The organism is Cryobacterium sp. MP_M3 (assembly GCF_015752155.1).
Lineage (GTDB): Bacteria > Actinomycetota > Actinomycetes > Actinomycetales > Microbacteriaceae > Cryobacterium.
On record NZ_JADOVI010000005.1, the window covers coordinates 132,807 to 155,616 of the forward strand.

Here is a 22,810-nt window from a genome sequence, read left to right on the forward strand (position 1 = left end):
GGCCAAATGATATATGATTCAGAGAAGCGATAATCGAACTGCGTGTTCCATTATCGAATCGACAGTGACGTCCGATTCGCCCACACAGAGAAGTGAGGAAGCCGTGCAGTTCCACCACCACGGATACGTGTCCACCGATCCCCGCATTCAGGACGCCGCGGGCGTCGGCCTCGATCGCCCCGACGAGCTCCCCGAGAACGTCGACGTCCTCATCGTCGGCACCGGCCCCGCGGGCATGATTACCGCCGCCCAGCTCTCCCAGTTCCCCGGTATCACCACCCGCATCGTCGAGCGCCGCGGCGAACGCCTGGCGATCGGGCAGGCCGACGGCATCCAGGCCCGCAGCGTCGAGACCTTCCAGGCGTTCGGCTTCGCCGAGCGCATCATCGCCGAGGCCTACCGCATCACCGAGATGGCGTTCTGGAAGCCCGACCCCGCCGAACCGTCGCGCATCGTGCGCACCGCCCGCGCCGTCGACGACCCCACCGGCATCAGCGAGTTCCCGCACCTGATCGTCAACCAGGCCCGCGTGCTGGACTACTTCGGCGAGGTGATGGCCAATTCGCCGACGCGCATGAAGCCCGATTTCGGCTACGACTTCCGCAGCCTCGTCAACACCGACGAGGGCGAGTATCCCGTGACGGTGACGCTCGTGCACACGACCGGCGAACACGCGGGCCAGGAGCGCATCGTGCACGCCAAGTACGTGGTCGGCGCCGACGGCGCCCGGAGCGCCGTGCGCGATTCGATCGGCTGCACCCTCGCCGGGGACCAGGCCTTCCACGCCTGGGGAGTGATGGACGTCCTCGCCGTCACAGACTTCCCGGACATCCGCACGAAGTGCGCGATCCAGTCCGGCTCGGGCGGCAACATCCTGCACATCCCCCGGGAGGGCGGCTACCTGTTCCGCATGTACGTCGACCTGGGCGAGGTGGCGCCCGACGACAACGGGGCCGTGCGCAAGACGACGATCGAGGAGATCATCGCGAAGGCGAACGAGATCCTGCACCCCTACACGCTGGACGTGAAGGACGTGGCCTGGCACAGCGTGTACGAGGTCGCCCACCGGCTCACCGACCGGTTCGACGATGTGCTCCCCCACGAGATCGGCACCCGCACCCCGCGCGTGTTCATCACCGGTGACGCCTGCCACACGCACAGCGCCAAGGCCGGCCAGGGCATGAACGTGTCCATGCAGGACGGCTTCAACCTGGGCTGGAAGCTCGCCTATGTGCTCGACGGCCGCAGCCCCGAGTCGCTGCTCGGCACCTACTCGGCCGAACGCCAGGTGATCGCGAAGAACCTGATCGACTTCGACAAGGAATGGTCGAGCCTGATGGCGACGAGGCCGGAGGACCTCGAGGTGCCACTGGAGGACTTCTACACCCGCACGGCCGAGTTCCCGGCCGGTTTCATGACCCAGTACCCGCCGTCGATGCTGGTCGGCGAGGCAACGCACCAGGATCTCGCCACCGGGTTCCCGGTCGGAAAGCGCTTCAAGTCCGCACCGGTGGTGCGGGTCGCCGACGCCAACCCCGTGCAGCTCGGGCACCATCACCGTGCCGACGGACGCTGGCGGGTGTACGCGTTCGCGGATGCTCACCTCGCCGGTGACCCCTCGGCTCTCGCCGACTGGGCGCACTGGCTTCAGACTTCGCCCGAGTCGCCGCTTGGCGTGCATACCCCCGCGGGGAGCGACATCGACAGCGTCTTCGACGTCAAGGTGGTCTACCAGCAGGACCACACCGGCGTCGACGTCGGCCGGGTGCCCGCGGCGTTCCTGCCGAAGACCGGCCCGTTCGAGCTGATCGACTACGAGAAGCTGTACGCCGTCGACCCGGGGCACGACATCTTCGAGCTCCGCGGGATCAGCCGCGCCGGCGCCGTCGTCGTGGTGCGTCCCGACCAGTACGTGGCTCACGTGCTGCCCCTGGCCGCGACCGGCGAACTGGCCGCGTTCTTCCGGCAGATGCTGCTCCCCCGGTAGGCGTCACCACCCGGCGGCCGCGCTCTGCTACTCGGCGGGCGGGCGCTGCCGTTGCCGTTTGGTTTCCGACCGCTGCTGCTTGGCGGCCAGGTGCCGCCGCCCCGAGCCCCGGGTGGGTTTGGTCGGGCGGCGGGGAGCCGCCGCGGGGGTAAGCCCGGCGGCCACGAGCTCGGCGAGCTTGGCCAGGGCGAGCTCACGGTTGCGCAACTGCGATCGCCGCTCCGAAGCGGTCACGGTGATCACCCCGGCGATGAGCCGCCGGGCGAGGCGGGTGATCAGCAGCATCCGCTGGTCGTCGGTGAGCGCGGCCGACTCGGCGACGTTCCAGAAGAGTTCGACCCGGCTGTCCGAGGTGTTGACGTGCTGCCCGCCCGGGCCGGACGACCGCGAGAACCGCCAGCCGAGTTCCGACGCGGGAATCGTGAGCGCGGGTGACACCTCCAGGTCCATCCCCCCAGCGTGGCACGATCGGCGCGCGCCTGCCGACCCGTCAGCGATCTCCCGGGGCAGCGACGTGCCCATGCAGCGGAAGCGTACGCACGCTCGCGAACTCGCGCAATCGGCCGTCCACGGGGTCGGTGAACCGCACCTCGCTGGCGAGGAGCTGCAGCGGGCGGGTGAAGTCGTCGATCGGGACGTCCCGGACGACCGGATACACCGGGTCATCGATGATGGGAATGCCCAGGCCCAGCATGTGCATCCGCAGCTGGTGCGTGCGCCCGGTGCGCGGTGAGAGCCGATAGACGGCCGCGTCCTCGACGACGCTCTCCAGCTCGATCAGCGACTCGGCGTTGGGCGGCAGGTCGGACACCACTTCGGCCTGCCACTGGCCTCGGCGTGTGGTGAGGTGGTTGCGCACGGTGACGGGGAGGTCCAGGTCGGGCCGTAGCGGGGCCAGCGCGCGGTAGGTCTTGCCGACCTCGCCGCGCTGGAACATCGACTGGTACGCCCCGCGCCAGCGTCGCTCGGTGGCCAGGATCAGCAGCCCCGACGTCACCCGGTCCAGCCGGTGCAGCGGCGAGAGCTCGGGCAATCCGAGCTCGGCGCGCAGACGCACCACCACGCTCTGCAGAACGTGCCGGCCGCGGGGGATGCTCGAGAGGAAGGCCGGCTTGTCGATCACCACGAGTCGCGCGTCTCGATGGACGATGTGGAGAATGCCCGGCACGAAGGCCTCATCGGCGAGATCGCGGTGGAACCAGACGAAGGTGTGCGGCGCATACGCGTCGCCTTCGGTGACCGGCGCACCCGACTGGTAGGCGAAGCGCTCCCCGGCCAGGAACCCGGTCACGTCGACGAACTCGGACAACCGCTCGTTCAACCAGGCGCCCATCGTCGGCCACTGGCCGGGCCGGGCGCCGCCGCGTTCCGGGGTGCACACCCACGCGGCATCGAGCCCGTGACGTTGCGGCAGGGGTGAACGCGGGGGCATCACCGTATCGTACGTCTCAGGCGACCTGCCCGCAGGAGGCGTCGACCCCGGCGGCGGCCCATTTCCCCTCCTGCCAGGTGACGCTGACGACGCCGCAATTCGGCACGCTCGCGGCGAAGCGGTGTTCGGGCACCAGGCTGCGAAGCAGGCTCCCGAGCACACTCCCGTGGGTCACCACGAGCACGTCACCGGCATCCTGCTGGGCTGCGCGCCCTGCCGCGGCGACCACGATCTCGAGTGCGGCCGTGACGCGTGCAGTGACGTCGGCACCGTTCTCGGCGCGGCCGATCGGGTCGAGACGATGGATGCTGTCGATGACGCTGTCGAAGCCGTCGGCCGTCACTCCCGGCCAGTCGGCCGGGCCCGGGGAGTACCGTTTGCCGTGCGCCTCGAAGACCGGCGTCCAGAGGTCGGCGTTGGGCTGGCCCTCCCAGCTGCCGAAGTGCCACTCGCGCAGTTCCCGCAGCGGCGTCGGTTCGAGCTGCGGATGACCGGCGAGCGCCGCGGTCATCGTCGTGCGGGTGCGGGTGAGATCGCTCACGAACGCCGCGGCGAGCGGCACGTCGCGCATCCGTTCGCCGAGGGCGGCGGCCTGGCGTTCGCCGCGTTCGGTCAGCGGAGAGTCGCACCAGCCCTGCAGTTGCCCGCTGACGTTGAAGAGGGTTTCCGCGTGCCGGACGAAGTGGATCTGGGCCATGGTGGGTGAGGCCTTTCGGTTGTCTGGAGCATTCCGGGCGCACAGCAGCGCCGAAACCCGGAATCAGGCCAGGAAGAATTGGGGGCCGGTCAAAAGTCTAGGCCGAGGGAATCGCTCTCAGAACAGCGGCCAGGGCACCGCGGGCATCTGCCCGTGCGGGGCGGGGAATCGCCCTTCGGTGCGCAACCGGTCGCAGCGTGCGGCCAGGGCGGCGATCTCCAGGTCGCTGAGCAACCCGGCGAGGGTGTTGCCGAGCTCGCCGGCCAGCTGGGAGACGACCCGGTCGATCCCGGCCAGCTCCTCGGCGGTGAGCGCCTCCCCTATCCACCCCCAGAGCACGGTGCGCAGCTTGTGATCGGAGTGGAACGTCAGCCCGTGGTCGACGCCGTGACGGTGGCCGCCCGGCATCGCGAGGATGTGGTCGCCCTTGCGGTCGGCGTTGTTCACGACGATGTCGAACACCGCCATCCGTCGCAGCGCGGCCGAGTCCTCGTGGATGAGCGTGACCTGGCGGCCCTGCTCGTCGGTCCCGTCGAGCACGGGGCGCCAGCCCACCTCGGGCACCGCACCCGATGCGACCAGGTCGACGGCGTCCTGTTCAGGGTCGGACTCCTGCCAGAGCTGCACCATCCCCCGGCCCATGGGGCCCTCGCGCAGCCAGGTGCGGGGCACCACGTTCCAGCCGAAGACCTGCGAGACCAGGTACGCCGCGGCCTCTCGGCTGGCGAGATCGCCGTCGGGGAAGTCCCACAACGGATGCTCGCCCGCGATGGGCTTGTAGACGACCGGGACGCCGCGGATGCTGCCGAGGAAGGTCGCATTCGAGGCCGTCGTGATCCGGCCCGTGAGCTCGAGCTCGCCGTCACGGAGGTCGGTGTCGGCATCCCCGTCGGGGTCGGCCTCGGGCGGCATCAGGGGGTGCCGGGGAGGGTGCAGGTGTGCCCGTCGGCGTCGATGGGCTCGCCGCAGAACGGACAGAGCGGGCGACCTGCCCCGACCACCTCGCGGGTGCGCTTCGCGAACGCCCGGGCGGTGCCGACCGGCATCCGCACCAGCAGAACGTCCTCCGGCTCCGGCGCGGCCTCGTCGAACTCGTCGGCCTCGCCCTCCACGAGCGGGTAGGCCTCGACCACGACCTGCACGGTCGAGGGGTCCCAGGCCAGGCTCATCGAGCCGGTGCGGAATTCCTCCGCGACCGGCTGGTCCAGCGGGTCGTTGTCGACGAGTTCGACAGGAGTGCTGGTGGGGATGCTGAACGGGTTGCCCGTGTGGCTCATCAGCTGGTCGAGCATCTCGTCGATCTTCTCGGCGAGCAGCGCGGACTGCTGCTTCTCCAGCGCGACGCTGACGACACGGGCTCCGTCACGCACCTGCAGGTAGAACGTGCGCGAACCGGGCTGGCCGATGGTGCCGACGACGACCCGGTCCGGCCAGTCGAACTCGTGGACGATTGTGGGCATGTGGGTATTTTAGGCGCCGGATGCGTGCGGCGCCTGACCGGCCCCGCCGCCGACCGGCGCGTCGGCCGGCGGGGCTCCGGCGCCGAGCCAGGAGAGGTCGCCGGCATCGGTGTTCACGGCGTGCACGCTCGGCCGGCCGACGCCATACCGCACGATGGACACGGATGCCGGCCCCACGTTGATGCGCTGGAACAGGTCAAGGTGCATGCCGAGCGCGTCGGCCAGGACCGACTTGATGATGTCGCCGTGGCTCACCGCCACCCACACGGCGCAGTGCCCGTGCTCTGCTTCGAAGGCCGCGTCGAGGCGCCGGATCGCGGCTACCGACCGGGCCTGCATCGCCGGCATCGATTCGCCGCCGGGGAACGTGACGGCCGACGGCTGCGTCTGCACCACGGACCAGAGTTCCTCTGCGGCGAGGTCACGGAGGGTGCGGCCCTGCCACTGCCCGTAGTCGCACTCGGTGATGCCCTCCTCGATCGGCGTCACAAGGGAACCGCCCTGGCGGTCGAGGATCAGTTGGGCCGTCTGCCGACACCGTTCGAGGGGGCTGGAGACCACGGCGACCAGCGGCACCGAGGCCAGTCGCGCACCGGTCAGGGCGGCCTGGTCACGGCCGAGCTGGTCGAGGCTGACTCCCGCGGCCCGCCCGGCGAGCACTCCGGCGGCGTTCGCGGTGGTGCGGCCGTGCCGCACGAGAAGGACTGTGGCCATGGGTACAGCCTAGACAGCCGCCGGGGAAGCGCACTCCCGGGTTAGCGGACGCTCCTGATCGGCAGGATCGCCAACGCCCCGGCACAGACGATGACGCTTGCCACGACGAACAGACCCTGGAAGCCGAAGTCCGTTGCGATCAGCGCCGCGGACAGGGCGGGCGCTATCCCCGTCGGAATGCCGGTCGCCATGTTGAGGATGCCGAGGTCTTTGCCCGCGGCCTGCCCGCTCCGGGGCAGCACCTGGGTCATCAGCACGACGTCGGACGCCTGGTACATCCCGTAGCCGAAACCGGTCAGCATCGACATCACGGTGATCCCGAGAAGGGTCGGCAGTGCGATCGGAACGACCAGGCCGGCAATCATCACCCCGGATCCGATCCAGATGAAGACCTTCCGCCGGCCGAGCCGGTCGCAGAGGATACCGGTCAGCAGCACAGCGATCACCATGCCCGGCAGGGCGGCGAGACCGACAATCCCGACGTTCGCGTTCGCCTGCGCGAGCGACAGCCCGGCATAGTTCGTGAGCAGGAAATAGGTGAACGTGCTCACCGAGGAGAATCCGAGCACGAACAGGAAACGCGCGAGGAACACCCACCCGAACTCCGGATGCTTCCTCGGGCTCAGCCAGAACTGGGTGATGAAGGTGCGCACGGAGAAGGGGTCGAGGCTGAGACCCGTCGACGAGTAATCCCGGTTGAGGATCAGGAAGAGCAGCGTCAGCACCAGCAGGGCCACGGCGAACGCGACGTAGGCGACGCCCAGCTGCGCCGCCAGTATCCCCGCGATGACCGAACCGAGCGTCGCCCCCAGCATGGTCCCGGCACCGATCATGGCGGATGCCCCGCCCCGCCGCGTGACGGCGTAACGGTCGGGCAGCGTCGCCGTGAGCGGGGAGATGAGCGCGTTGATCCCCAGGCTCAGGACCGCCGCCGACAGGCCGACCGCCACCACGCTCGTCGATGCGCTCAACGCGAGCAGCGCCGCGGATCCGAGTGCCGCCCCCAGCAGCATCCAGAGCGCTCGACGGCCGAACCTGGACCGTGTGCGATCGGAGAACGCGCCGATGAGCGGCTGCGACAGTGTCGTGACCACCGCGAAGAGCGTCGCAATGACCGCGAAGTCGTTGATCTTGTTGGCCGGGTCGATGATGCTCAGCTGATTCGGGACCAGGACCGTCGCCACCGCTCCGTAGACCCCGTAGATGGCGAGCGCCTGCACGAGGAGCCACCTGGTCAGCCGGCCCGTGGCCGGGCGGGCGATGGGCAGGGTCATCTGGGCCCCTTCCGCTTCGGTGTGGATTCAGGGTAGGGCATGAGTGGTCGTCTCGGGCCTGGGCCGGATCCTCGCCTTGCGTAACGACCTTAGGATGGTCCGATGCAGTTCTCCCTGTGGTTGGCCCTTGTCGGCGCGGGCACGTTGATCAGTTTCACGCCGGGCGCGGGCGCGATCAACACCATGAGCAACGCGTTGAACGCCGGCTTTCGCCGCTCCATCTGGGGAATCCTCGGCCAACAGGCCGCGCTGCTGATCCACATCGTGATCGTGGCGCTCGGTGTCGGTCTGCTCGTGGCCAGTTCTCCGATCGCCTTCAATGTCATCCGTTACGCCGGCGCCGCCTACCTCGTCTATCTGGGCATCCGGCAGTTTCTCGCCAAGCCGGAACTCGACTCCGAGCGGGCCAGGGCCCTGAGCGACGAGCCGCGCTGGTCGATGTTCCAACGCGGCCTGTGGGTGAACATCCTGAACCCCAAGGCGATCGTGTTCTTCCTGGCGTTCCTGCCCCAGTTCATCCGGGTCGACCGGCCGCTGCCGGCCCAGTACCTGATTGTGGCGGCCACCGTCGTGGCGATCGACGTTCTGGTGATGTGGTTCTTCTTCGCCGGGACGGCCCGCTCCTTCCAGCGATTCACCCGCGACGCCCGCGGCCAGCGCGTGCTGAACCGTGTCTTCGGTGTGCTCTTCGTCGGCGTCGGCGTGCTGCTCGCGTTCATCCACTGAGCTACGCCGACCCCAAGCGATCAGCTGACGTGGATGTGCGGGCGTCGCTTGGCGTTGGGTTCGGATTCGCGCAACACCTCACGGGTGACGGGGGCGATCTCGCCGAGGCCGGTGAAGAAGAACTTGAACATGTTGGAGATCGGGTTCCCCTGGGTCCACTCGAAGTAGATCTCCGGGATCAGACCGGTCTGGTCGCGGATCTCGAGCAGCACGGCGGCGATCGTGTTGGGCACGTTCCCGCTGGTCACCTGCAGCACGCGGTACCCGTGCTTGGCGACTCCGCGCACGAGCAGATCCTCCTCGAAATCGGACGAGTCGGAGGGGTGCACTTCGAGGAACATGATCGGCGACCCCGGCGGGATGTGCCCGAATCGACGCTCGTCGCGGCTCTTGTTCCGGTACTCGGCCTCGGTGTCTTCGTCGGGCTCATGCGAGATGATCCGAATCACGTCGTACTCCTCGGCATCCGACATGACGTAGTCCAGTGCGTTGGGATCCAGCACGACCGAGGTCGCCCGAAGTTCGAAGGAACGCCGCACGCGGGAGAGGATCGACGTCGTCATGATGGCGAGAATGAAGAGGCCGGCGATCCGCACGCCATCCGGGCGTTCGAAGACGTTGGCGACCGTCGTATAGACCAGGATCAGCGCCGTGACGCTGAACCCCAGCGTGCGCCAGCGCTGCTGCTTTCGCCGGGCCGAGAGGGTCACCGCGATGGAGGCGGACGTCATCAGCACGAGCACGCCGGTGGCGTATGCGCCACCCTGCGCGTCAACGCTCGCCTGAAAGACGACAGTGATGAGGAAGGCGATGCCGATGAAGACGAGGACGAGCGGGCGGACGGCTCGGGCCCACTGGGGCGCCATCCCGTACCGCGGCAGGTAGCGGGGAACGAGGTTGAGCAGGCCGGCCATTGCGGACGCGCCGGCAAACCAGAGGATGCAGATGGTGCTGATGTCGTAGACGGATCCGAAAACCGGTCCGAGGTATTCGTGTGCGAGATACGCGAGTGCACGGCCGTTGGCCGGTCCCCCGGGCTGGAAGTCTTTCTGCGGGATCAGCAGGGTCGTCACCAGACTGGAAGTGATGAGGAAGCCGCTCATGGTGAGCGCCGCCGTGGTGAGCAGGCGCTTTGTGCCGCGGATCCGGCCGGCAGGGTCCGCCTCGGTGTCGCCCGCGTCACCGGTCACCTGCGGCATCACGGCGACCCCGGTCTCGAAGCCGGACAGGCCCAGCGCCAGCTTGGGGAACACGATCAGGGCGATCCCGACCATGACGAGCGGATTGCCGTGTTGCGCGGTGAGGGCGGCCCACCAGGCCGTGATCAAGGCCGCGTGCCCGGCGACGTGTCCGATGGCGACCAGGATCACGACGAGGTTGAGGAGCAGGTAGATCGCCACGAGCACGACGGCGATGCCGATGGCCTCCTTGAAACCGCGGAGGAAGACGATGCCAAGCAGCGCGACCAGGAACAGGGTGACCAGCACCTCCTGGCCGTGCATCCAGTCCGGAGCGAACGGGTTCTCGATCGCGTGGGCCGTGGCGTCCGCCGCGGACAGGGTGATCGTGATCATGAAGTCAGTGGCGGCGAATCCGAGCAGCACGAGCACGAAGAGCTTGCCGGCCCACCAGGGCAACAGGCGTTCCAGCATCTGGATCGAACCGGACCCGTTGAAGCTCTCCTGCGCAACCCGTCGATACACCGGAAGGGCACCCAGGAGAGTCAGGGCGACGAGCACGATGGTTGCGATCGGCGACAGCAATCCGGCCGCGAGGGCCGCAATGGCCGGCTGATACCCGAGAGTCGAGAAGTAGTCGACGCCGGTCAGGCACATGACCCGCCACCAGGAATGCGTCTTCTCGACGCTGGCGGCATGCGGCCCCACGTGCTCGCCCCGCTGGTTGACGAGGCCCTTGAGCATCCAGGTGCGGATGCCGTCGGAGAAGACGCGAGATTTGGTCACCAGCAAACATTACGCCGTGCCGGCCAACGCCGTGTGCGCCCAATCGTTGACCCATTGGTCGCGCCGAGTCGGTGAGCACGTGAGAGGCCGGCTCTTTCCTCGGTGCAGCAGTTGTGATCTCGTGGTCGCCGTGAATTGCCCGGCCGCCAAGTCCGATCAGGGTCTGGCTGCAGGCGGAAAATCGGTTGTGCAATAATCTGCGTATGGATGCAGATAACTTGATTTGTGGCCGCGAGCCCGACAGCCAATACGTCGAGCTGGCCGTCGAAGTCTTCGGCATGCTGGCCGATGCCACGAGGGTGAGGATCATCCTTGCCTTGCGCGGCGGTGAGCTGCCGGTCAATCAACTGGCGGATGCAGTCGCCAAGTCTCCGGCGGCCGTGTCTCAACACCTGGCCAAGCTGCGCCTGGCACGCATGGTGTCCACGCGCCATGAAGGAACCCGGGTGTTCTACCGGTTGGAAAACGAGCATGCGAGTCAGCTCGTCACGGATGCCATCTTCCAGGCGGAGCACTCCCTCGGGGGCACTCCGCGCCATCACCATGCCCAGAACGAGGCTGGCGCATGAGCGCTCCACACGCGCACTCCCCCGGCAATGGCCTTCCTGGCGACGCAGACACGCACGAACACGAACACGAACACGAACGTGATCACGAGCACGAGCACGGCCACGATCACGGCCACGGCCACGAGCACCCGACCGGTGTCGCGGGGTTCTTCTACGGGCTATTCGTGCCTCACAGCCACGATGCCGCTGACTCGATCGACGACGCCCTGGAAGCCAGTACACAAGGCATCCGCGCCGTCAAAATCAGCCTGCTCATCCTCCTCGGCACCACCATCCTGCAGTTCGCGGTCGTGCTCCTCAGTGGCTCAGTAGCCCTGCTCGCTGACACCATCCACAACTTCTCCGATGCCCTGACCGCTATTCCCTTGTGGATCGCCTTCATCCTCGGCCGTCGAATCGCCTCCCGCCGTTACACCTACGGTTACGGGCGGGCCGAGGACCTCGCCGGACTGTTCATCGTCGGGGTGGTCGCCCTGTCTGCCGTCGTGGCAGCATGGCAGTCCATTGGCCGGCTCTTCAACCCTCAGCCGCTGCACAACCTGTGGTGGGTGCTTGCCGCCGGCCTGATCGGTTTCGCGGGCAACGAACTGGTCGCGATCTACCGCATCCGCGTCGGACAGCAGATCGGATCGGCGGCTCTCGTCGCTGACGGCGTTCACGCGCGGATTGACGGTTTCACATCGCTGGCCGTGGTGGCAGGTGCGCTCGGCGTCATGCTCGGATTCCCGTTGGCCGACCCGATTGTCGGCCTCCTGATCTCGGCGGCGATCATCGTTTTGCTGTGGGGCACGGTGCGGAGCATTGGCCAGCGTCTCATGGATGGTATCGAACCGGAGCTCGTCGACCGGGCACGGTCGGCACTCGCGAAAACGCCCGGGGTCTTGGATGTTTCCAGCATCCGATTGAGATGGGTTGGCCACCGGCTCCGCGGAGAGGCGCGCGTCACGGTCGCCGACACCCTGCTATCCGCGGCAGTGCTGGTCGCCGACAATGCCGAACGTCAGGTGCAACGCGCGATGCCGAATCTCGACCATTTCGCGGTCCAGACAGTCACTGCGGTGTCATCATCTGGCGAACGGTAGGCTCGGCGGTCTGTTGGGCGTTGAAGGACAGCTCGACAGGCTAGCGGCCTGCCTTCGCCAGCACCTGGTTGATGACCACCGCCAGAGCGGCTGCCGATGTCGTCGGGGTGCTCAGGGCAGTGGACCGCGCCGCGCCACTGCCCCGGCCAAGAGGGCGTGCAGCAGCGGGAGCACGGAAACGGCCATCAGCACCGTTCCGATCACGACATCCTCCGCCCGAAGCAGGATGCCGCCGATCAGCAGCGCGGTGAACAGGACCGCGGAGACGATCTGCCGTCCGGTCCGCTCGAGAGCGCCCAGGCGCCGCTCGAGCCGCGGGGTCTGCACCGAGACCGTTCCCTCTTCGATCCGCGTCGTGAGGTTGTCGAGTCGCTGCGGCAGCCTGGCGATGATGCCGGCCACCGACACGGCTTGCCTGGCGGCCGCCTGCACCAGGTTGCCGCCCTCGGACCGGATCAGCTGGGCCGAATACGGTTCGACGGAGTTCCAGATATTGAAGGCAGGGTCGAGCGAGCTGCACATTCCCGAGGTCAGCGACATCGCGCGCACGATCAGGAGGAAATTCTCCGGAAGCTGGAACGGCAGCGAGCGCACCACGTCACCGAACTCGAGGGCGAAGGCGCGGAACTCGCGCGGGTCGACGTCCTGCAACTCGGCGAAACCCATCCCGCCGAAACGGGCGAACAGTTTCGTCATCGCCCGTTCGAGCTCGGCGGTGTCGGCGGACGGCAGGAGCACCCCCACCTCGCGGATGCCGTCGACCATCCCCTTGCCGTTGCGTGACGCGGCGGCGATGAACAGCTTCCGAAGCCCCTGGCGCAGGGCGTCGGGCACTTCGCCCATCATCCCGAAGTCGATGAAGGTGAACTTCCAGCTCCGGCTGCCCTCCACTCCGAGGCCGTTTGCGCCGCCGAGCGCGGTGACGAAGATGTTGCCGGGGTGCGGGTCGGCGTGGAAGTAGCCGTGGACGAAGAGCTGGTCGAACATGACGGCCGCGAAGTCGTCGGCGACCTCGGACGGGTTGATACCCGCTGACCGCAGCCCGTCGACGTCGTTGATCTTGATCGCGGTCACATCCTGCAGGGTCAGCACCCGCCGGGTCGTGCGCTCCCAGACCAGTTCGGGAACGCTGACCCGGGCGTCGTCGGCGAAGTCCTGGCCGAACCGTTCGGCGCTCGCCGCCTCGTGCAGGTAGTCGATCTCCTCGAGGCTCGTGAACGCGAACTCCTCGACGAGGGCCGGCATGTCCACCCGATCGGCGACCAGGCGCACGTGGCTGAGCCAGCGGGCGACCCGGCGCAGCGCGCTGAGGTCGACGTCGACGATGGTGCCGATGCCCGGCCGCTGGATCTTGACGACGACGTCGAGCAGGCCGGTGTCGGCGGCATCCGTCTCCGAGAGCCGAGCGCGGTGCACCTGGCCGAGGGATGCCGCGGCCAGCGGGGTCGGGTCGATGAACGAGAACGCACGCTCGAGCGTCACTCCCAGTTCGGCTTCGGCGAGGGCACGGATGGCCGGGAACGGCACCGGCGGAACCTCATCCTGCAGCCCCTCGAGCTCCTTGGTGATCTCCGGCGGCAGCACGTCGAGGCGCGACGACATGAACTGGCCCACCTTGATCATGAGGCCGCCGAGGTCGACCGCAAGCACGTGGAAGTTCTGGGCGATGCGCTGCAGGCGGACCGACCGGTTTCGGGCGGCGACGCGGGCGAGACCGAACCGCGGGAGAACGAGTTCATACCACCAGGTCTGCACCAGATAGCGGGCGGCGAACCGCAAGATTCTGCGGGAGCGGGCGCGCATGTTCCCGACGTCGGTCATCTGTTCTCCTTGATGCCGACGTGCTGTGGGCACTCGGTCAGTCCTGGGCGAGGATGGAATAGAGCTTACGACGTGCCTCGTCCAGTACCGCGACAGCCTGCTTCACCTGCTCGGGGTTGCCGGAGCGGCCGACCTGTGCGGCCGCCTGGGCCAGGTCGATGCCGGCCTTGGGCAGCGCGGACGCCCGCCCGGTGTCCCGGGCACCCTGTGCCTCCCACGGCGCAGGCTGTTCCGGTGCGGCGTCGGCAAGCCGTCGCCCCTCGTCGGTGAGCGAGTAGGTCTTGCGGCCGTTGGATTCCTCGGCGCCGATGATGCCCTCGTCCGCGAGCAGCTGGAGGGTCGGATACACCGAGCCGGGGCTCGGCTTCCAGGTGCCGTTGCTGCGTTCCTCGATCTCGTGGATGATCTGGTAGCCGTGCATGGGCTTCTCGGCGAGCAGCGCGAGCACCGCCGCGCGCACGTCTCCGCGTCCCATCCTCGTGCCGACCTTGCGGTCGAACTGGCCGCGCAGCTGCTCCATCGCGTCCCACACCGCGGCACCCGGCCAGCCCTCGGCACCGTGGCCCCGGCGTCCGCCGAACCCATCGCCCATAAATGAATTGCTCATGATGTCCTCCTCAGCGCGCCATAGCCACCCCGGCTCGGCGATACCTAACGATATATCGTCCGGAGGCCTGTTGGCGAGCACGGAATCCGTATTCCGCCAAACCGTGCCGGCGAGGCCGTCGTGGCTAGGGGTGGGGTTCGAGCACAATCTCCAGGCCGGCTGGTGCGTTCGCGGTGAGGAGCAGGGCGTTGACCCAGCGGGAATTGAGGGGTGGTCTGCGGCTGCTGACGTATCTGAAAGAGAGGGAGATATTGGGGTGCAACCAGATGGTGGTACGGCCGATGCCGTTTGGTGGGCTGTCGATCCAGCTGAAGTAGCAGCCTTCGCCGTGTTGGAGCTTGGTGGCGATGACCGCTTCGAGGTGGGCGAGAAGCCGGTCCTCGAGATAGACCGTCAGCGACGAATTGTAGGTCAGCTTCCCCATGTCAGCGCCTGGCCCATGTTCCGGGCAGGTCATTCAGTGAAGTCGACGTCGTGCCAGTCGACGTCGGTGGTCGCGATTGTTTCCTCTATTGGATACGACTTCGGCGCCGTCAGTGCGCGGATGCGGGCCTTGAGCCCGGCGAGCACCAGAGTCGTGTCGGGCCCCGTCCACCGGGAGACCTCGGGGACACTCATCAGCGCACTCATCGGGCCGACGACCACGGTCACGATGACGGTGCCTCCGTCTATATCCACGGCGGGGAGGTCCAGGGTCTCATTGGTGTGACTGATTCCCAGCGCGGTGACCAGTTCCACAAAAGCGTCCGCGACGGCGTCGGGCGTCAGGAACGACGCCCCGCCGTATGAGATCCGTTTCATACACTCCACCATGGCCCCGCGCAAGCCGGACGCCAAGACCCTTGCGCACGGCCCCGAGAGGGAAAGCGCCGTCGGTTGACGCATCACGCGACGGCGAGGATCTCAGTTCGCGGCGTCCGGCTCAAACGAACCGTGAGGCGCTGTCCGTTCACGCCGGAGTGCGAGGTACTACGGGGTGCGAGCCGCGAGAACGCAGAACTCATTGCCCTCGGGGTCGGCGAGGACCACCCAGGGCACGTCGTGCTGGCCGATGTCGGCGCGGGTAGCACCCAGCCCGATCAGCCGCTGGACTTCAGCGGCCTGGTCGTCGGGGACGAAGTCGAGATGGAGCCGGTTCTTCACGTTCTTGCCCTCGGCTACGGCAACGAACAGCACGGTCGGATGAGCCTCCGCCGCGGGCGCAATCTCCAACTCGCCGTCGCCCTCGCCGACCACGACCCAGCCCAGGGCATCCCGCCACCACAGCCCGAGCCCCCTGGGGTCGCGGCTGTCGACGACGACTTCTTCCCACTTTCAGTGTCATGTCCCACACAGTACCCGGCGCACGCTCGACACGCGTCGACCGGTCGGCGCCGATACCCGGTGTCAGGGGGACATCCGGTGCCAGAGGTCAATTCCCGGCGAGGCCCTCAGAGGATGCCTCTGCCGCAACCCGGGCTGCGAACTCGTCCATGCCCCTGGCGATGTTCTCCTGCCGCGACTCGTCATCTTCGGGGTCGTCCGGGGCGTCATACGGCCACGCCATGTACACGTTGGGGTCGATGATGAGGTACGCGGAGAGCGAGCTGCGCGGGATCGCTTCGTAGTCGCGCACCTGCTCGTCTGACTGGTCCATGCCCATCCAGGCGATGCCCGTATCTTCGGGGAGCACGACCCAGCCCTGCCCGCGGAACACCTCGGCGAAATCCGGCGGGATGCTGGCGTGCACCTGAGCGAATCCGCGGGCGGTGAGGGCCGGCGCGAGAGAGTTGAGCAGGGCCCGGCACACACCTGCGGATCCCGCGGTGATCAGCAGTTCGATGACGGCGGTGCCGTGGTCGCTGACGATGGCATCGTCGATGTCTTCGTCGGTGGAGTCCTCGTCGAGCTGGTCCTCGTCCACGTAGCTGTCGGGTTCGACAACGACCGCGCCGACGACCCGGCCGTCCTCAGTCTCGGCGACCAGGGCGAGAGCCATCGACTCGGTCTGGAGCTCGATGGTGTCGTCGAAGTAAGTCTCCGGCGCGTCGTCGATTTCGGCCTGCGGGTGTTCAGCGAACAACGTGACAAATGCTGCCCTGTGCCCTTTGCCAAGACGTCGGACTCTTATGCTCGGGTGCTCGCTCATGCTGGAGCCTTTCGACGATGTTCTGCGTGGTGCAACGCTCCGTACCGGAGCATTCGAAACTACCATCCCCGCATGGCATTGGCGCGCCGCTGCGGGTCACTGGGCAGGTCATCGCCCATTCTGAGGGCCGGCCGAACCTGATTCAGAGACCGGCGGTTGTGCACAGCTCCCAACACTCATATGGATAGCACGACAAGCGAGCCAGTAACTTCGGTGTCGCGCACTCAGAAGCGCGAAAGAGCTACTGAGCTTTGAAGAAATACGGGTCGCCGAACAATGGTGAGATCGCCCATACTCCCTGTTCGATGTTGGCGCTCGGCACCAAGATCAGGACGTTGCCGTCGCCCGAAGCACCGGAGTACATCTCATTAAGACTGCTGAGCTGGCCGTCGACGTACCCGCTGGCGAGCTCGTTATATTCCTCATATGTCTTGCCGTCAGCGCCGACAAATGACACGCGAATGTCAACGAAAGGCGTCGCAGAATCACTCCCGACGTAAGCGACGTGCAGCGGAAGTACCGCCCACTGGTAGCCCGCGGGCGCTGGGTCGTTGAACTGGTTCGCGGCAGCCACCAAGTCGACAGCGTTCAAGTTCGGGGCACCCGGAGTGACCTCCCAAGTGTCCGCACCGGCCTGAGTCATCGTGACCGTCGTTCCGATGGCCGCAGGATTCTTCCGGGTGCCGACGTCCTCAGCTGCCGGCTCCTCAGCTGGTGCTTCAGTGCTCGCGTCCTCGGGATTCGGGACGGCCGTTTCTGAGGTTTCAACCGAAGGCATCGACTCGTCGATCGCTCTCACGAACACTGCCGCATAGACGACGATCATGATGACCGCCAAGATGGCCGCAACTCCGGACAGGATCGTGCCGATCAGGGCTTTGGTCGTCGGCTTGGTTTTCCTGGTGAGGCCGATCACGCCCAGGATCACGCCGACCAAGGCCAGGATGACAGCGAACACGTTTACCGCCGGAATGAACGCGAACAGGAGCGCCACAGCACCGATGATTACGGCGGCTAAACCAAAACCGTTCTTGTGCGCTAGAGATGTTGGTGCTGTTGGCAGAGCCGGATCTGCACCATATGCGGGCGGCACGACAGGCGCGGGCTGCTCAGCGGTCGTGTGCTGATCGGAGCCGGGCTGCAGCGCCGGGTCAGACTCGTTGGGTGGAAGCGTGTTGGACATGATCATCATGCTGCCAGTCACCTCCGACCTCGGAGTCTCTGGAAGGCATGTCGCCCCGAACTGGGGATAGACGTGTGCGCGACATCCTCAACCACTCCCATTCCCGTAGGCAAACCGCCCAGACCTGGCCCATGCGTCCAGGACAGCCGACGACTCCTTCATCGACAGCCGAACGGCGAGCGCAACTGAACACAGTGCGCTCACGCCCGGCCGCGGTCTCTCCGTGTGGGTCTGCGAGTAGCTGCCCACCCTTGCCGACTCGGGTCGACACGACGTGCATTCTCAGACTCAACTGCTATCTGGGGGACATGCAATGAATCGATCACGCTCGTCACTCGTCTCTATCGCGGTCACTGTAGCAATGGCAGGTCTCGCTCTAAGTGGATGTTCCGCGAATGCCACAGACTCCTCCTCCGGCTCGACCAAATCGTCATCAGCCGCCTCAGCGTCACCGTCGAAGGCGGCGGATCTTCCAGCGGACCTGACCGGAGAGTGGAAGCAGTCGAATTCGAAGTCATCCGACACCTACCAAGCGGCGATCATTTCTGTTGACTCAATCGAAGTGAACTGGGTAACTGACAACGGGAACACCACATCGCTCTTTTGGGCGGGCTCCTATGCGGCCCCGACCACCCCTGACTCGTTCACCTGGGATTCGCAGAATGACACCTCAAGACGGCGAGCGCAATGCTCGCTTCTCCTGACCCAACGAAGACTTTCTCGTACGACAACGGCGTGATCAGCTACAAGGTTTCGCTGATGGGCACCACTACGACGGTTGAATTGTCGCGCCAGCAACTGCGGCAAGGTGAGCGCGTTCGCGCCCATCGTCACTCACGGCGGGGAGCTCGCCAGATCGGATTCCCCGGTCGGCGCTCAGCGCCGGAAGGTCACGTGGATGACACCGCTCTCCGCCACCTCGGACGACACGTCGTATCCGTCTTCCTGCCGATGCAGGTCGTCCCAGAGATGGTGACCGCGGCCGAGGACGATGGGCGTGATGGCGACGTGCAGGCGGTCGATCAGGCCGGCCCGGAGGAAGTCGCGTACCACGCTCGCTCCCCCGCCGACCCGGATGTCGCCGTCGCCGGCCAGGCCCCGAGCCTCCTCGAGCGCCTCGTCCGGGGTCGCGGCACGGAAAGCGAACCGTGTGCCGTTCTGGAACTCGAGCGCAGGCCGCGGAGCGTGCGTGAGGACGATGACGGGAAAGCCGAACGGCGGTTCCTCTCCCCACCACCCACGCCAGTCGGGCTCGTCCGGGAAGGCGTGCAGCCCGAACATCCCGGCGCCCATGATCTCGGCGCCGATTCCCTCGAAGTACGCCTGGGCGTAGCGATCATCGACCCCGGTGGTCCCTGAGCCGTCCTCCTCGTGCAAGACCCGTTCCCGAAAAGTCCGCGTGGCGACGTAGGGGGCGGTCAAACGGCCCCAGTCCTCGCCGAACATGTTCTCCGGCGTCTGGTCGGCCGTCGCGGCAACGCCGTCGAGGGAGATATTGAGGTCGGCGCGAACGGCCATGGGTGCTCCTTGGTCCGTGAGTGTGTAAGGTCCAAATTTTCACGGCTCCCGTGCCGTGTCAACTATCGCCCGGGCTATGACGGATGCCGTCAAGCAATCAGGTGTAGCCGCGAGTGCCGAACTGGAGTTTGTCGCCGGGGTGGATGGTGGACATCCCGACCTTGCCGCCGACGAGGGTTTCGACCTGTTCCGGGTAGACGCCGAAACGGGTGGCGATCGTGCTCGCGGAGTCCCCACTGACGACCGTGTAGGTGATCCTGCCCGAGCTGTCGGTCGTCGTGGTCCCTTCGGCTCCGTCGAACGGGCCCTGGTCTCGAGGCGTCGGATAGGTCGACAGGTGTGACGTTGCCGCGGGCGAGGGTGCGGGCGTGATGCTGGCGACGGTTGCCGGAGCACCAGCGCAACCAGTGAGGGCTGCGGTCAAGGCACCGACGACGGTGACCCTCAGGATCAGCCGGCGGGCAGCATTGGTCATGCCGTTAGTCCTCTGTGATGTTCGAGTCTTTGCGGGCGTTGCTGACGGATGGCACCGGTGGTACCGAGAACGCCCGGCATGCCCCTGGATGCCAGGTGCAACAGCATCCGGTCTGACTCCCCCGCAGTCTCCATAACCACCCCATGACTATTGAACCTCATCCGCGTGCCGTTCAAACGTGCGGAGCGTCACGCCTCGCTGGCGAGCATCCGGCTGTCGGGGTCCAGGCGCTTGAGCATCGCCGCCGAGATCACTGAGAGCTGCTCGATCTGCTCGGCGGTCAGCGCGTCGATGACGAACCTCCGGACAGCCTCGACGTGCCCGGGGGCGGCGGCCACGACCTTCGCCCAACCGGCTTCCGTGAGTGAAACATTCGTCGCGCGGCGATCCTCCGAGCACAGCGAGCGTGCAACGAAGCCGGCGCTCTCGAGGCGGGAGATCACGCGTGACAAGCGAGGAAGGCTGGCGTTGGTGCGAGCCGCGAGTGCGCTCGTGCGGAGGATGCGGCCGGGTGCCTCGGAGAGCATCGCGAGGGTGAAGTACTCGAAGTGGGTCAGGTCCTCGTCCGTCACGAGCTGAAGGTCCAGGGCCGCGGGGAGGAGTTCAAGCACAGCGGTGAAACGCACCCAGGCCGTGCGCTCGTCGTCGGACAGCCATCTCGTCTCGGTCATGAGAAACATCCTATCGATCGTTGTAGATGCAACGAATCCGTGTGAATCGATAGTTGCACCTACAAGCAATTGATGTATAGTTGCACCTACAAGCAATCCGCAGGCCGCGGTACGCCTCGATAGACAGGACATGAACATGACGAGCTTCACGATCATCGGAACCGGCAACATGGGCAGTGCGATCGGCGGGCTCCTCGCTGCCGGCGGCAGCGACGTCACTCATGTCACTCACGAGCAGCTCGGAGCTGCGCCGCTGACCGGCGACGTCGTCATCCTTGCCGTCCCCTACTCCGCCCTCGAGGGCATCCTTGCCGCCTACAGCGAGCAGCTCGCAGGCAAGACGGTGGTCGACATCACGAACCCGCTCGATTTTGCGACCTTCGACTCGCTCGTGGTGCCGGCCGGAAGTTCAGCCGCCGCGCAGCTCCAGGCGAAACTGCCGGGCAGCAGAGTCTTGAAGGCCTTCAACACGAACTTCGCGGCTACCCTTGCGAGCAAGACGATCGGCGGGCTGCCCACGACGGTGCTCGTTGCCGGTGACGACGTGGACGCCAAGGGCGCGCTCATCGCCGCGGTCGAGGCTGGCGGCGTTTCCGCCCTGGACGCCGGATCGCTCTCTCGCGCCCACGAGCTCGAAGCCCTGGGCTTCCTGCAGCTCGCTCTTGCGGCCGGCGAGAAAATCGCCTGGACCGCGGGCTTCGCCGTCGTCCGCTGACCACATCGGCGGGGCCGGACTCCCGGCCCCGCCATCGAACAGGAGCACCATGATGAACGTGTCAACTGACGAGCGGGTTCTGAACACCAAGACCTCGATGGGCGCGGTGACCCTGCGGGTCGGCGACCTCGAGGGCCTGTCGGACTACTATTCGCGAGCATTCGCAATGGAACCCCTCGAGGAGCGCAGCACGGGCCGCGAGGTGCAACGCGTTCTAGGCCGCGGGCTGACGCCGCTCGTGCGGCTGATCCACACCCCCGATCTGCCCGGGGTTGACCCGGGTCAGGCGGGCTTGTTCCATACCGCGTTCCTCTTCGACAGCCCCGCCAGCCTCGCGGCGACCGTCTACCAAGCAGCGCAGGACCCGCGCAGCCGCTTCGTCGGGTCGAGTGACCACCTCGTGAGCGAGGCGTTCTACTTCACCGATCCCGAGGGCAACGGCATTGAACTGTATACGGACCGGGACCGTGACCTGTGGGTTCGCCAGGGCGCCGAGATCCAGATGGACACCCGATACCTCGACCCCAGGGCCTACCTGCAGCGCCATCTCGTCCAGGAGACTCCGGACGAGGTGGCGACGCTGGCAGGAACGGTCGGACATGTCCACCTGCAGGTGGGCGATCTGCACACCGCCCGCGCCTTCTATGTCGACGCGCTCGGCTTCGACGCGACGCAAACCCGGTATACCGGTGCACTGTTCGTATCGGCGGGCGGCTACCACCACCACATCGCCATGAACGTGTGGAACAGCCGTGGTGCTGGGCCGCGCGCGGCGACCCTGGGTCTCGGAGACGTCGCCGTAACCGTCCCTGGCACCGCGGATCTGGAGTCCCTGATGGCGCGGCTGCGTGCCCGATCGATTCCGTTCGGCAACGACGGCCGTTCCGTGAGCGTCACCGACCCGTGGGGCACGCACGTCACCGTCGCCCTGCCCGACCTCTCTACCGAGGAGCTGCTCACTCGATGAACACCCTGCTGCGTGATGTGCGGTCGCCCGACTGGACGACGGCCGGCACCTCCTCCGCCATCGCCGTCTTCCTGCATGGGTTCGGCTCGAACGAACGCGACCTGGCCGGGCTCGCCCCGGCTCTGGCATTGAGGATGCCGTGGGCCGCCCTCCGCGCCCCGATCGAACTGGGAAATGGCGGGGCCGCCTGGTTCACCATCACGACTCCCGGCAGTCCCGACCCTGGGCCGGTCGCCGAAGCAACGGATGCGATCTGGGCGTGGGTTGACGCGGAGGTGGGTCCCGGCATCCGCGTGGTTCCCATCGGTTTTTCACAAGGCGGCCTGATGGCCAGCCAGCTCCTGCGCACGCGCCCCGAGCGGGTGCTCGCGCCGGTCGTGCTCGGCGGTTTCGTGCAGGGCGCTGCCCAGACAGGTGACCCGACGCTCGCCGTGAGCCGCCCGCCTGTGTTCTGGGGGCGCGGCGCCGACGACCGCGTCATCGCCGAACCAGCGATCGTGCGCACCAGCGGCTTCCTCCGGCAGCACTCCTCCCTCGTGGAGCGGGTCTACCCGGGCCTGGCTCACGGCATCAGCACGGCCGAGATCGACGATGTGCGCGACTTCCTCACCACCCACGTTGGCGCCGGCGCCGTCAGGGCATGATGAACGCCACATCCGGGCTGGGAGATCGGCGTCATCCCCGTCAGCGACGTGAACCGGTGGATCTCCTCGACCCGTGATGCTCAGCAATGGTCGTGACTCTTGTGAGGTTGAGGCTGGCTGCAAGGTGCGAGGGCACTATTCAGGCGGCGTCAAGCGCCGCAATGCCCTCAGGCGTT

The 22,810-nt window shown here is 66.9% G+C and carries 24 protein-coding genes and 1 pseudogene; 7 read left to right on the forward strand and 18 right to left on the reverse strand.

All coding sequences use genetic code 11. The features are described 5' to 3' along the window. Window positions 1-103 precede the first annotated feature (103 nt). Window positions 104-1,987, forward strand: coding sequence for an FAD-binding monooxygenase (locus tag IWX89_RS08030; protein WP_196903041.1), 1,884 nt, complete (start codon window positions 104-106; stop codon window positions 1,985-1,987). Window positions 1,988-2,014: 27 nt separating this feature from the next. On the opposite strand, the gene arfB is transcribed toward IWX89_RS08030, so the two are convergent. The 7 genes from arfB to IWX89_RS08065 form a co-directional block, all read right to left on the reverse strand. After that, window positions 2,015-2,437, reverse strand: coding sequence for an alternative ribosome rescue aminoacyl-tRNA hydrolase ArfB (gene arfB, locus IWX89_RS08035; protein WP_196903042.1), 423 nt, complete (start codon window positions 2,435-2,437; stop codon window positions 2,015-2,017). Between the two features lie 40 nt (window positions 2,438-2,477). Then, the gene (locus IWX89_RS08040; RefSeq protein ID WP_196903043.1) at window positions 2,478-3,419 is read right to left on the reverse strand and encodes a pseudouridine synthase; all 942 of its coding nucleotides are present in this window, start codon (window positions 3,417-3,419) and stop codon (window positions 2,478-2,480) included. A 16-nt stretch (window positions 3,420-3,435) separates the two neighbouring features. Further along, on the reverse strand, window positions 3,436-4,116 hold the full coding sequence (locus IWX89_RS08045; protein WP_196903044.1) for a histidine phosphatase family protein: 681 nt from the start codon (window positions 4,114-4,116) through the stop codon (window positions 3,436-3,438). Between the two features lie 117 nt (window positions 4,117-4,233). Further along, a complete protein-coding gene (locus IWX89_RS08050; protein WP_196903045.1) occupies window positions 4,234-5,028 on the reverse strand; it encodes an SCO1664 family protein in 795 nt (264 codons plus the stop codon). Next, window positions 5,028-5,576, reverse strand: a complete 549-nt coding sequence (locus IWX89_RS08055) for a DUF3090 domain-containing protein (protein ID WP_196903046.1) — start codon at window positions 5,574-5,576, stop codon at window positions 5,028-5,030. Before IWX89_RS08055 ends, IWX89_RS08050 begins: the two co-directional genes overlap by 1 nt. A 9-nt stretch (window positions 5,577-5,585) precedes the next feature. Further along, window positions 5,586-6,290 (reverse strand): histidine phosphatase family protein, encoded by a 705-nt coding sequence (locus tag IWX89_RS08060; protein ID WP_196903047.1) that lies wholly within the window; start codon window positions 6,288-6,290, stop codon window positions 5,586-5,588. 41 nt (window positions 6,291-6,331) lie between these two features. Then, on the reverse strand, window positions 6,332-7,564 hold the full coding sequence (locus IWX89_RS08065; protein ID WP_196903048.1) for an MFS transporter: 1,233 nt from the start codon (window positions 7,562-7,564) through the stop codon (window positions 6,332-6,334). Window positions 7,565-7,666: 102 nt separating this feature from the next. Here IWX89_RS08065 and IWX89_RS08070 point away from each other — a divergent pair, with 102 nt between their 5' ends. Continuing rightward, window positions 7,667-8,290 (forward strand): LysE family transporter, encoded by a 624-nt coding sequence (locus tag IWX89_RS08070; RefSeq protein WP_196903049.1) that lies wholly within the window; start codon window positions 7,667-7,669, stop codon window positions 8,288-8,290. Window positions 8,291-8,310: 20 nt separating this feature from the next. Here IWX89_RS08070 and IWX89_RS08075 read toward each other — a convergent pair whose 3' ends face one another. After that, on the reverse strand, window positions 8,311-10,212 hold the full coding sequence (locus IWX89_RS08075; RefSeq protein WP_231383062.1) for an amino acid transporter: 1,902 nt from the start codon (window positions 10,210-10,212) through the stop codon (window positions 8,311-8,313). Window positions 10,213-10,457: 245 nt separating this feature from the next. Between IWX89_RS08075 and IWX89_RS08080 the strand changes: the two genes are divergently transcribed. Continuing rightward, entirely contained in the window at window positions 10,458-10,823 is a 366-nt protein-coding gene (locus IWX89_RS08080) for a metalloregulator ArsR/SmtB family transcription factor (RefSeq protein WP_196903051.1), read from the forward strand. Beyond that, window positions 10,820-11,905, forward strand: a complete 1,086-nt coding sequence (locus tag IWX89_RS08085) for a cation diffusion facilitator family transporter (protein WP_196903052.1) — start codon at window positions 10,820-10,822, stop codon at window positions 11,903-11,905. The genes IWX89_RS08080 and IWX89_RS08085 overlap by 4 nt, the downstream gene beginning before the upstream one ends. A 111-nt stretch (window positions 11,906-12,016) precedes the next feature. Here the strand turns inward: IWX89_RS08085 and IWX89_RS08090 are convergent, their stop codons facing one another. The 10 genes and pseudogenes from IWX89_RS08090 to IWX89_RS08135 all read right to left on the reverse strand — a co-directional run bounded on the left by IWX89_RS08090 (window position 12,017) and on the right by IWX89_RS08135 (window position 20,308). Next, a complete protein-coding gene (locus tag IWX89_RS08090) occupies window positions 12,017-13,726 on the reverse strand; it encodes an AarF/ABC1/UbiB kinase family protein (RefSeq protein ID WP_196903053.1) in 1,710 nt (569 codons plus the stop codon). 37 nt (window positions 13,727-13,763) lie between these two features. Beyond that, window positions 13,764-14,333 carry a PadR family transcriptional regulator gene (locus IWX89_RS08095; RefSeq protein ID WP_196903054.1) on the reverse strand — a complete coding sequence of 190 codons (570 nt, stop codon included), beginning with the start codon at window positions 14,331-14,333 and terminating at the stop codon, window positions 13,764-13,766. A 124-nt stretch (window positions 14,334-14,457) separates the two neighbouring features. Beyond that, window positions 14,458-14,757 (reverse strand): ATP-dependent DNA ligase, encoded by a 300-nt coding sequence (locus IWX89_RS08100; protein WP_196903055.1) that lies wholly within the window; start codon window positions 14,755-14,757, stop codon window positions 14,458-14,460. Between the two features lie 29 nt (window positions 14,758-14,786). Continuing rightward, window positions 14,787-15,134: a hypothetical protein gene (locus IWX89_RS08105; protein WP_196903056.1), complete on the reverse strand. Its 348-nt coding sequence runs from the start codon at window positions 15,132-15,134 to the stop codon at window positions 14,787-14,789. 168 nt (window positions 15,135-15,302) lie between these two features. Next, window positions 15,303-15,626 (reverse strand): annotated as a pseudogene (locus IWX89_RS08110) (VOC family protein); the annotation flags it as partial. 118 nt (window positions 15,627-15,744) lie between these two features. Then, window positions 15,745-16,395 carry a hypothetical protein gene (locus tag IWX89_RS08115; RefSeq protein WP_196903057.1) on the reverse strand — a complete coding sequence of 217 codons (651 nt, stop codon included), beginning with the start codon at window positions 16,393-16,395 and terminating at the stop codon, window positions 15,745-15,747. Between the two features lie 307 nt (window positions 16,396-16,702). Further along, a complete protein-coding gene (locus IWX89_RS08120; RefSeq protein WP_196903058.1) occupies window positions 16,703-17,653 on the reverse strand; it encodes a DUF4190 domain-containing protein in 951 nt (316 codons plus the stop codon). 867 nt (window positions 17,654-18,520) lie between these two features. Beyond that, window positions 18,521-19,162, reverse strand: coding sequence for a dihydrofolate reductase family protein (locus tag IWX89_RS08125; protein WP_196903059.1), 642 nt, complete (start codon window positions 19,160-19,162; stop codon window positions 18,521-18,523). Between the two features lie 97 nt (window positions 19,163-19,259). Then, on the reverse strand, window positions 19,260-19,637 hold the full coding sequence (locus IWX89_RS08130; RefSeq protein ID WP_196903060.1) for a LysM domain-containing protein: 378 nt from the start codon (window positions 19,635-19,637) through the stop codon (window positions 19,260-19,262). Window positions 19,638-19,825: 188 nt separating this feature from the next. Beyond that, window positions 19,826-20,308 carry a MarR family winged helix-turn-helix transcriptional regulator gene (locus IWX89_RS08135; protein ID WP_196903061.1) on the reverse strand — a complete coding sequence of 161 codons (483 nt, stop codon included), beginning with the start codon at window positions 20,306-20,308 and terminating at the stop codon, window positions 19,826-19,828. A 136-nt stretch (window positions 20,309-20,444) separates the two neighbouring features. Here IWX89_RS08135 and IWX89_RS08140 point away from each other — a divergent pair, with 136 nt between their 5' ends. From IWX89_RS08140 to IWX89_RS08150, 3 genes are read left to right on the forward strand one after another with little or no spacing between them, the layout of a single operon-like run. Further along, the gene (locus tag IWX89_RS08140) at window positions 20,445-21,023 is read left to right on the forward strand and encodes an NADPH-dependent F420 reductase (RefSeq protein ID WP_196903062.1); all 579 of its coding nucleotides are present in this window, start codon (window positions 20,445-20,447) and stop codon (window positions 21,021-21,023) included. 49 nt (window positions 21,024-21,072) lie between these two features. Then, window positions 21,073-21,990, forward strand: coding sequence for a VOC family protein (locus IWX89_RS08145; protein ID WP_374220500.1), 918 nt, complete (start codon window positions 21,073-21,075; stop codon window positions 21,988-21,990). After that, window positions 21,987-22,634 (forward strand): alpha/beta hydrolase, encoded by a 648-nt coding sequence (locus IWX89_RS08150; RefSeq protein ID WP_196903063.1) that lies wholly within the window; start codon window positions 21,987-21,989, stop codon window positions 22,632-22,634. The genes IWX89_RS08145 and IWX89_RS08150 overlap by 4 nt, the downstream gene beginning before the upstream one ends. The last annotated feature ends 176 nt before the right edge of the window (window positions 22,635-22,810 follow it).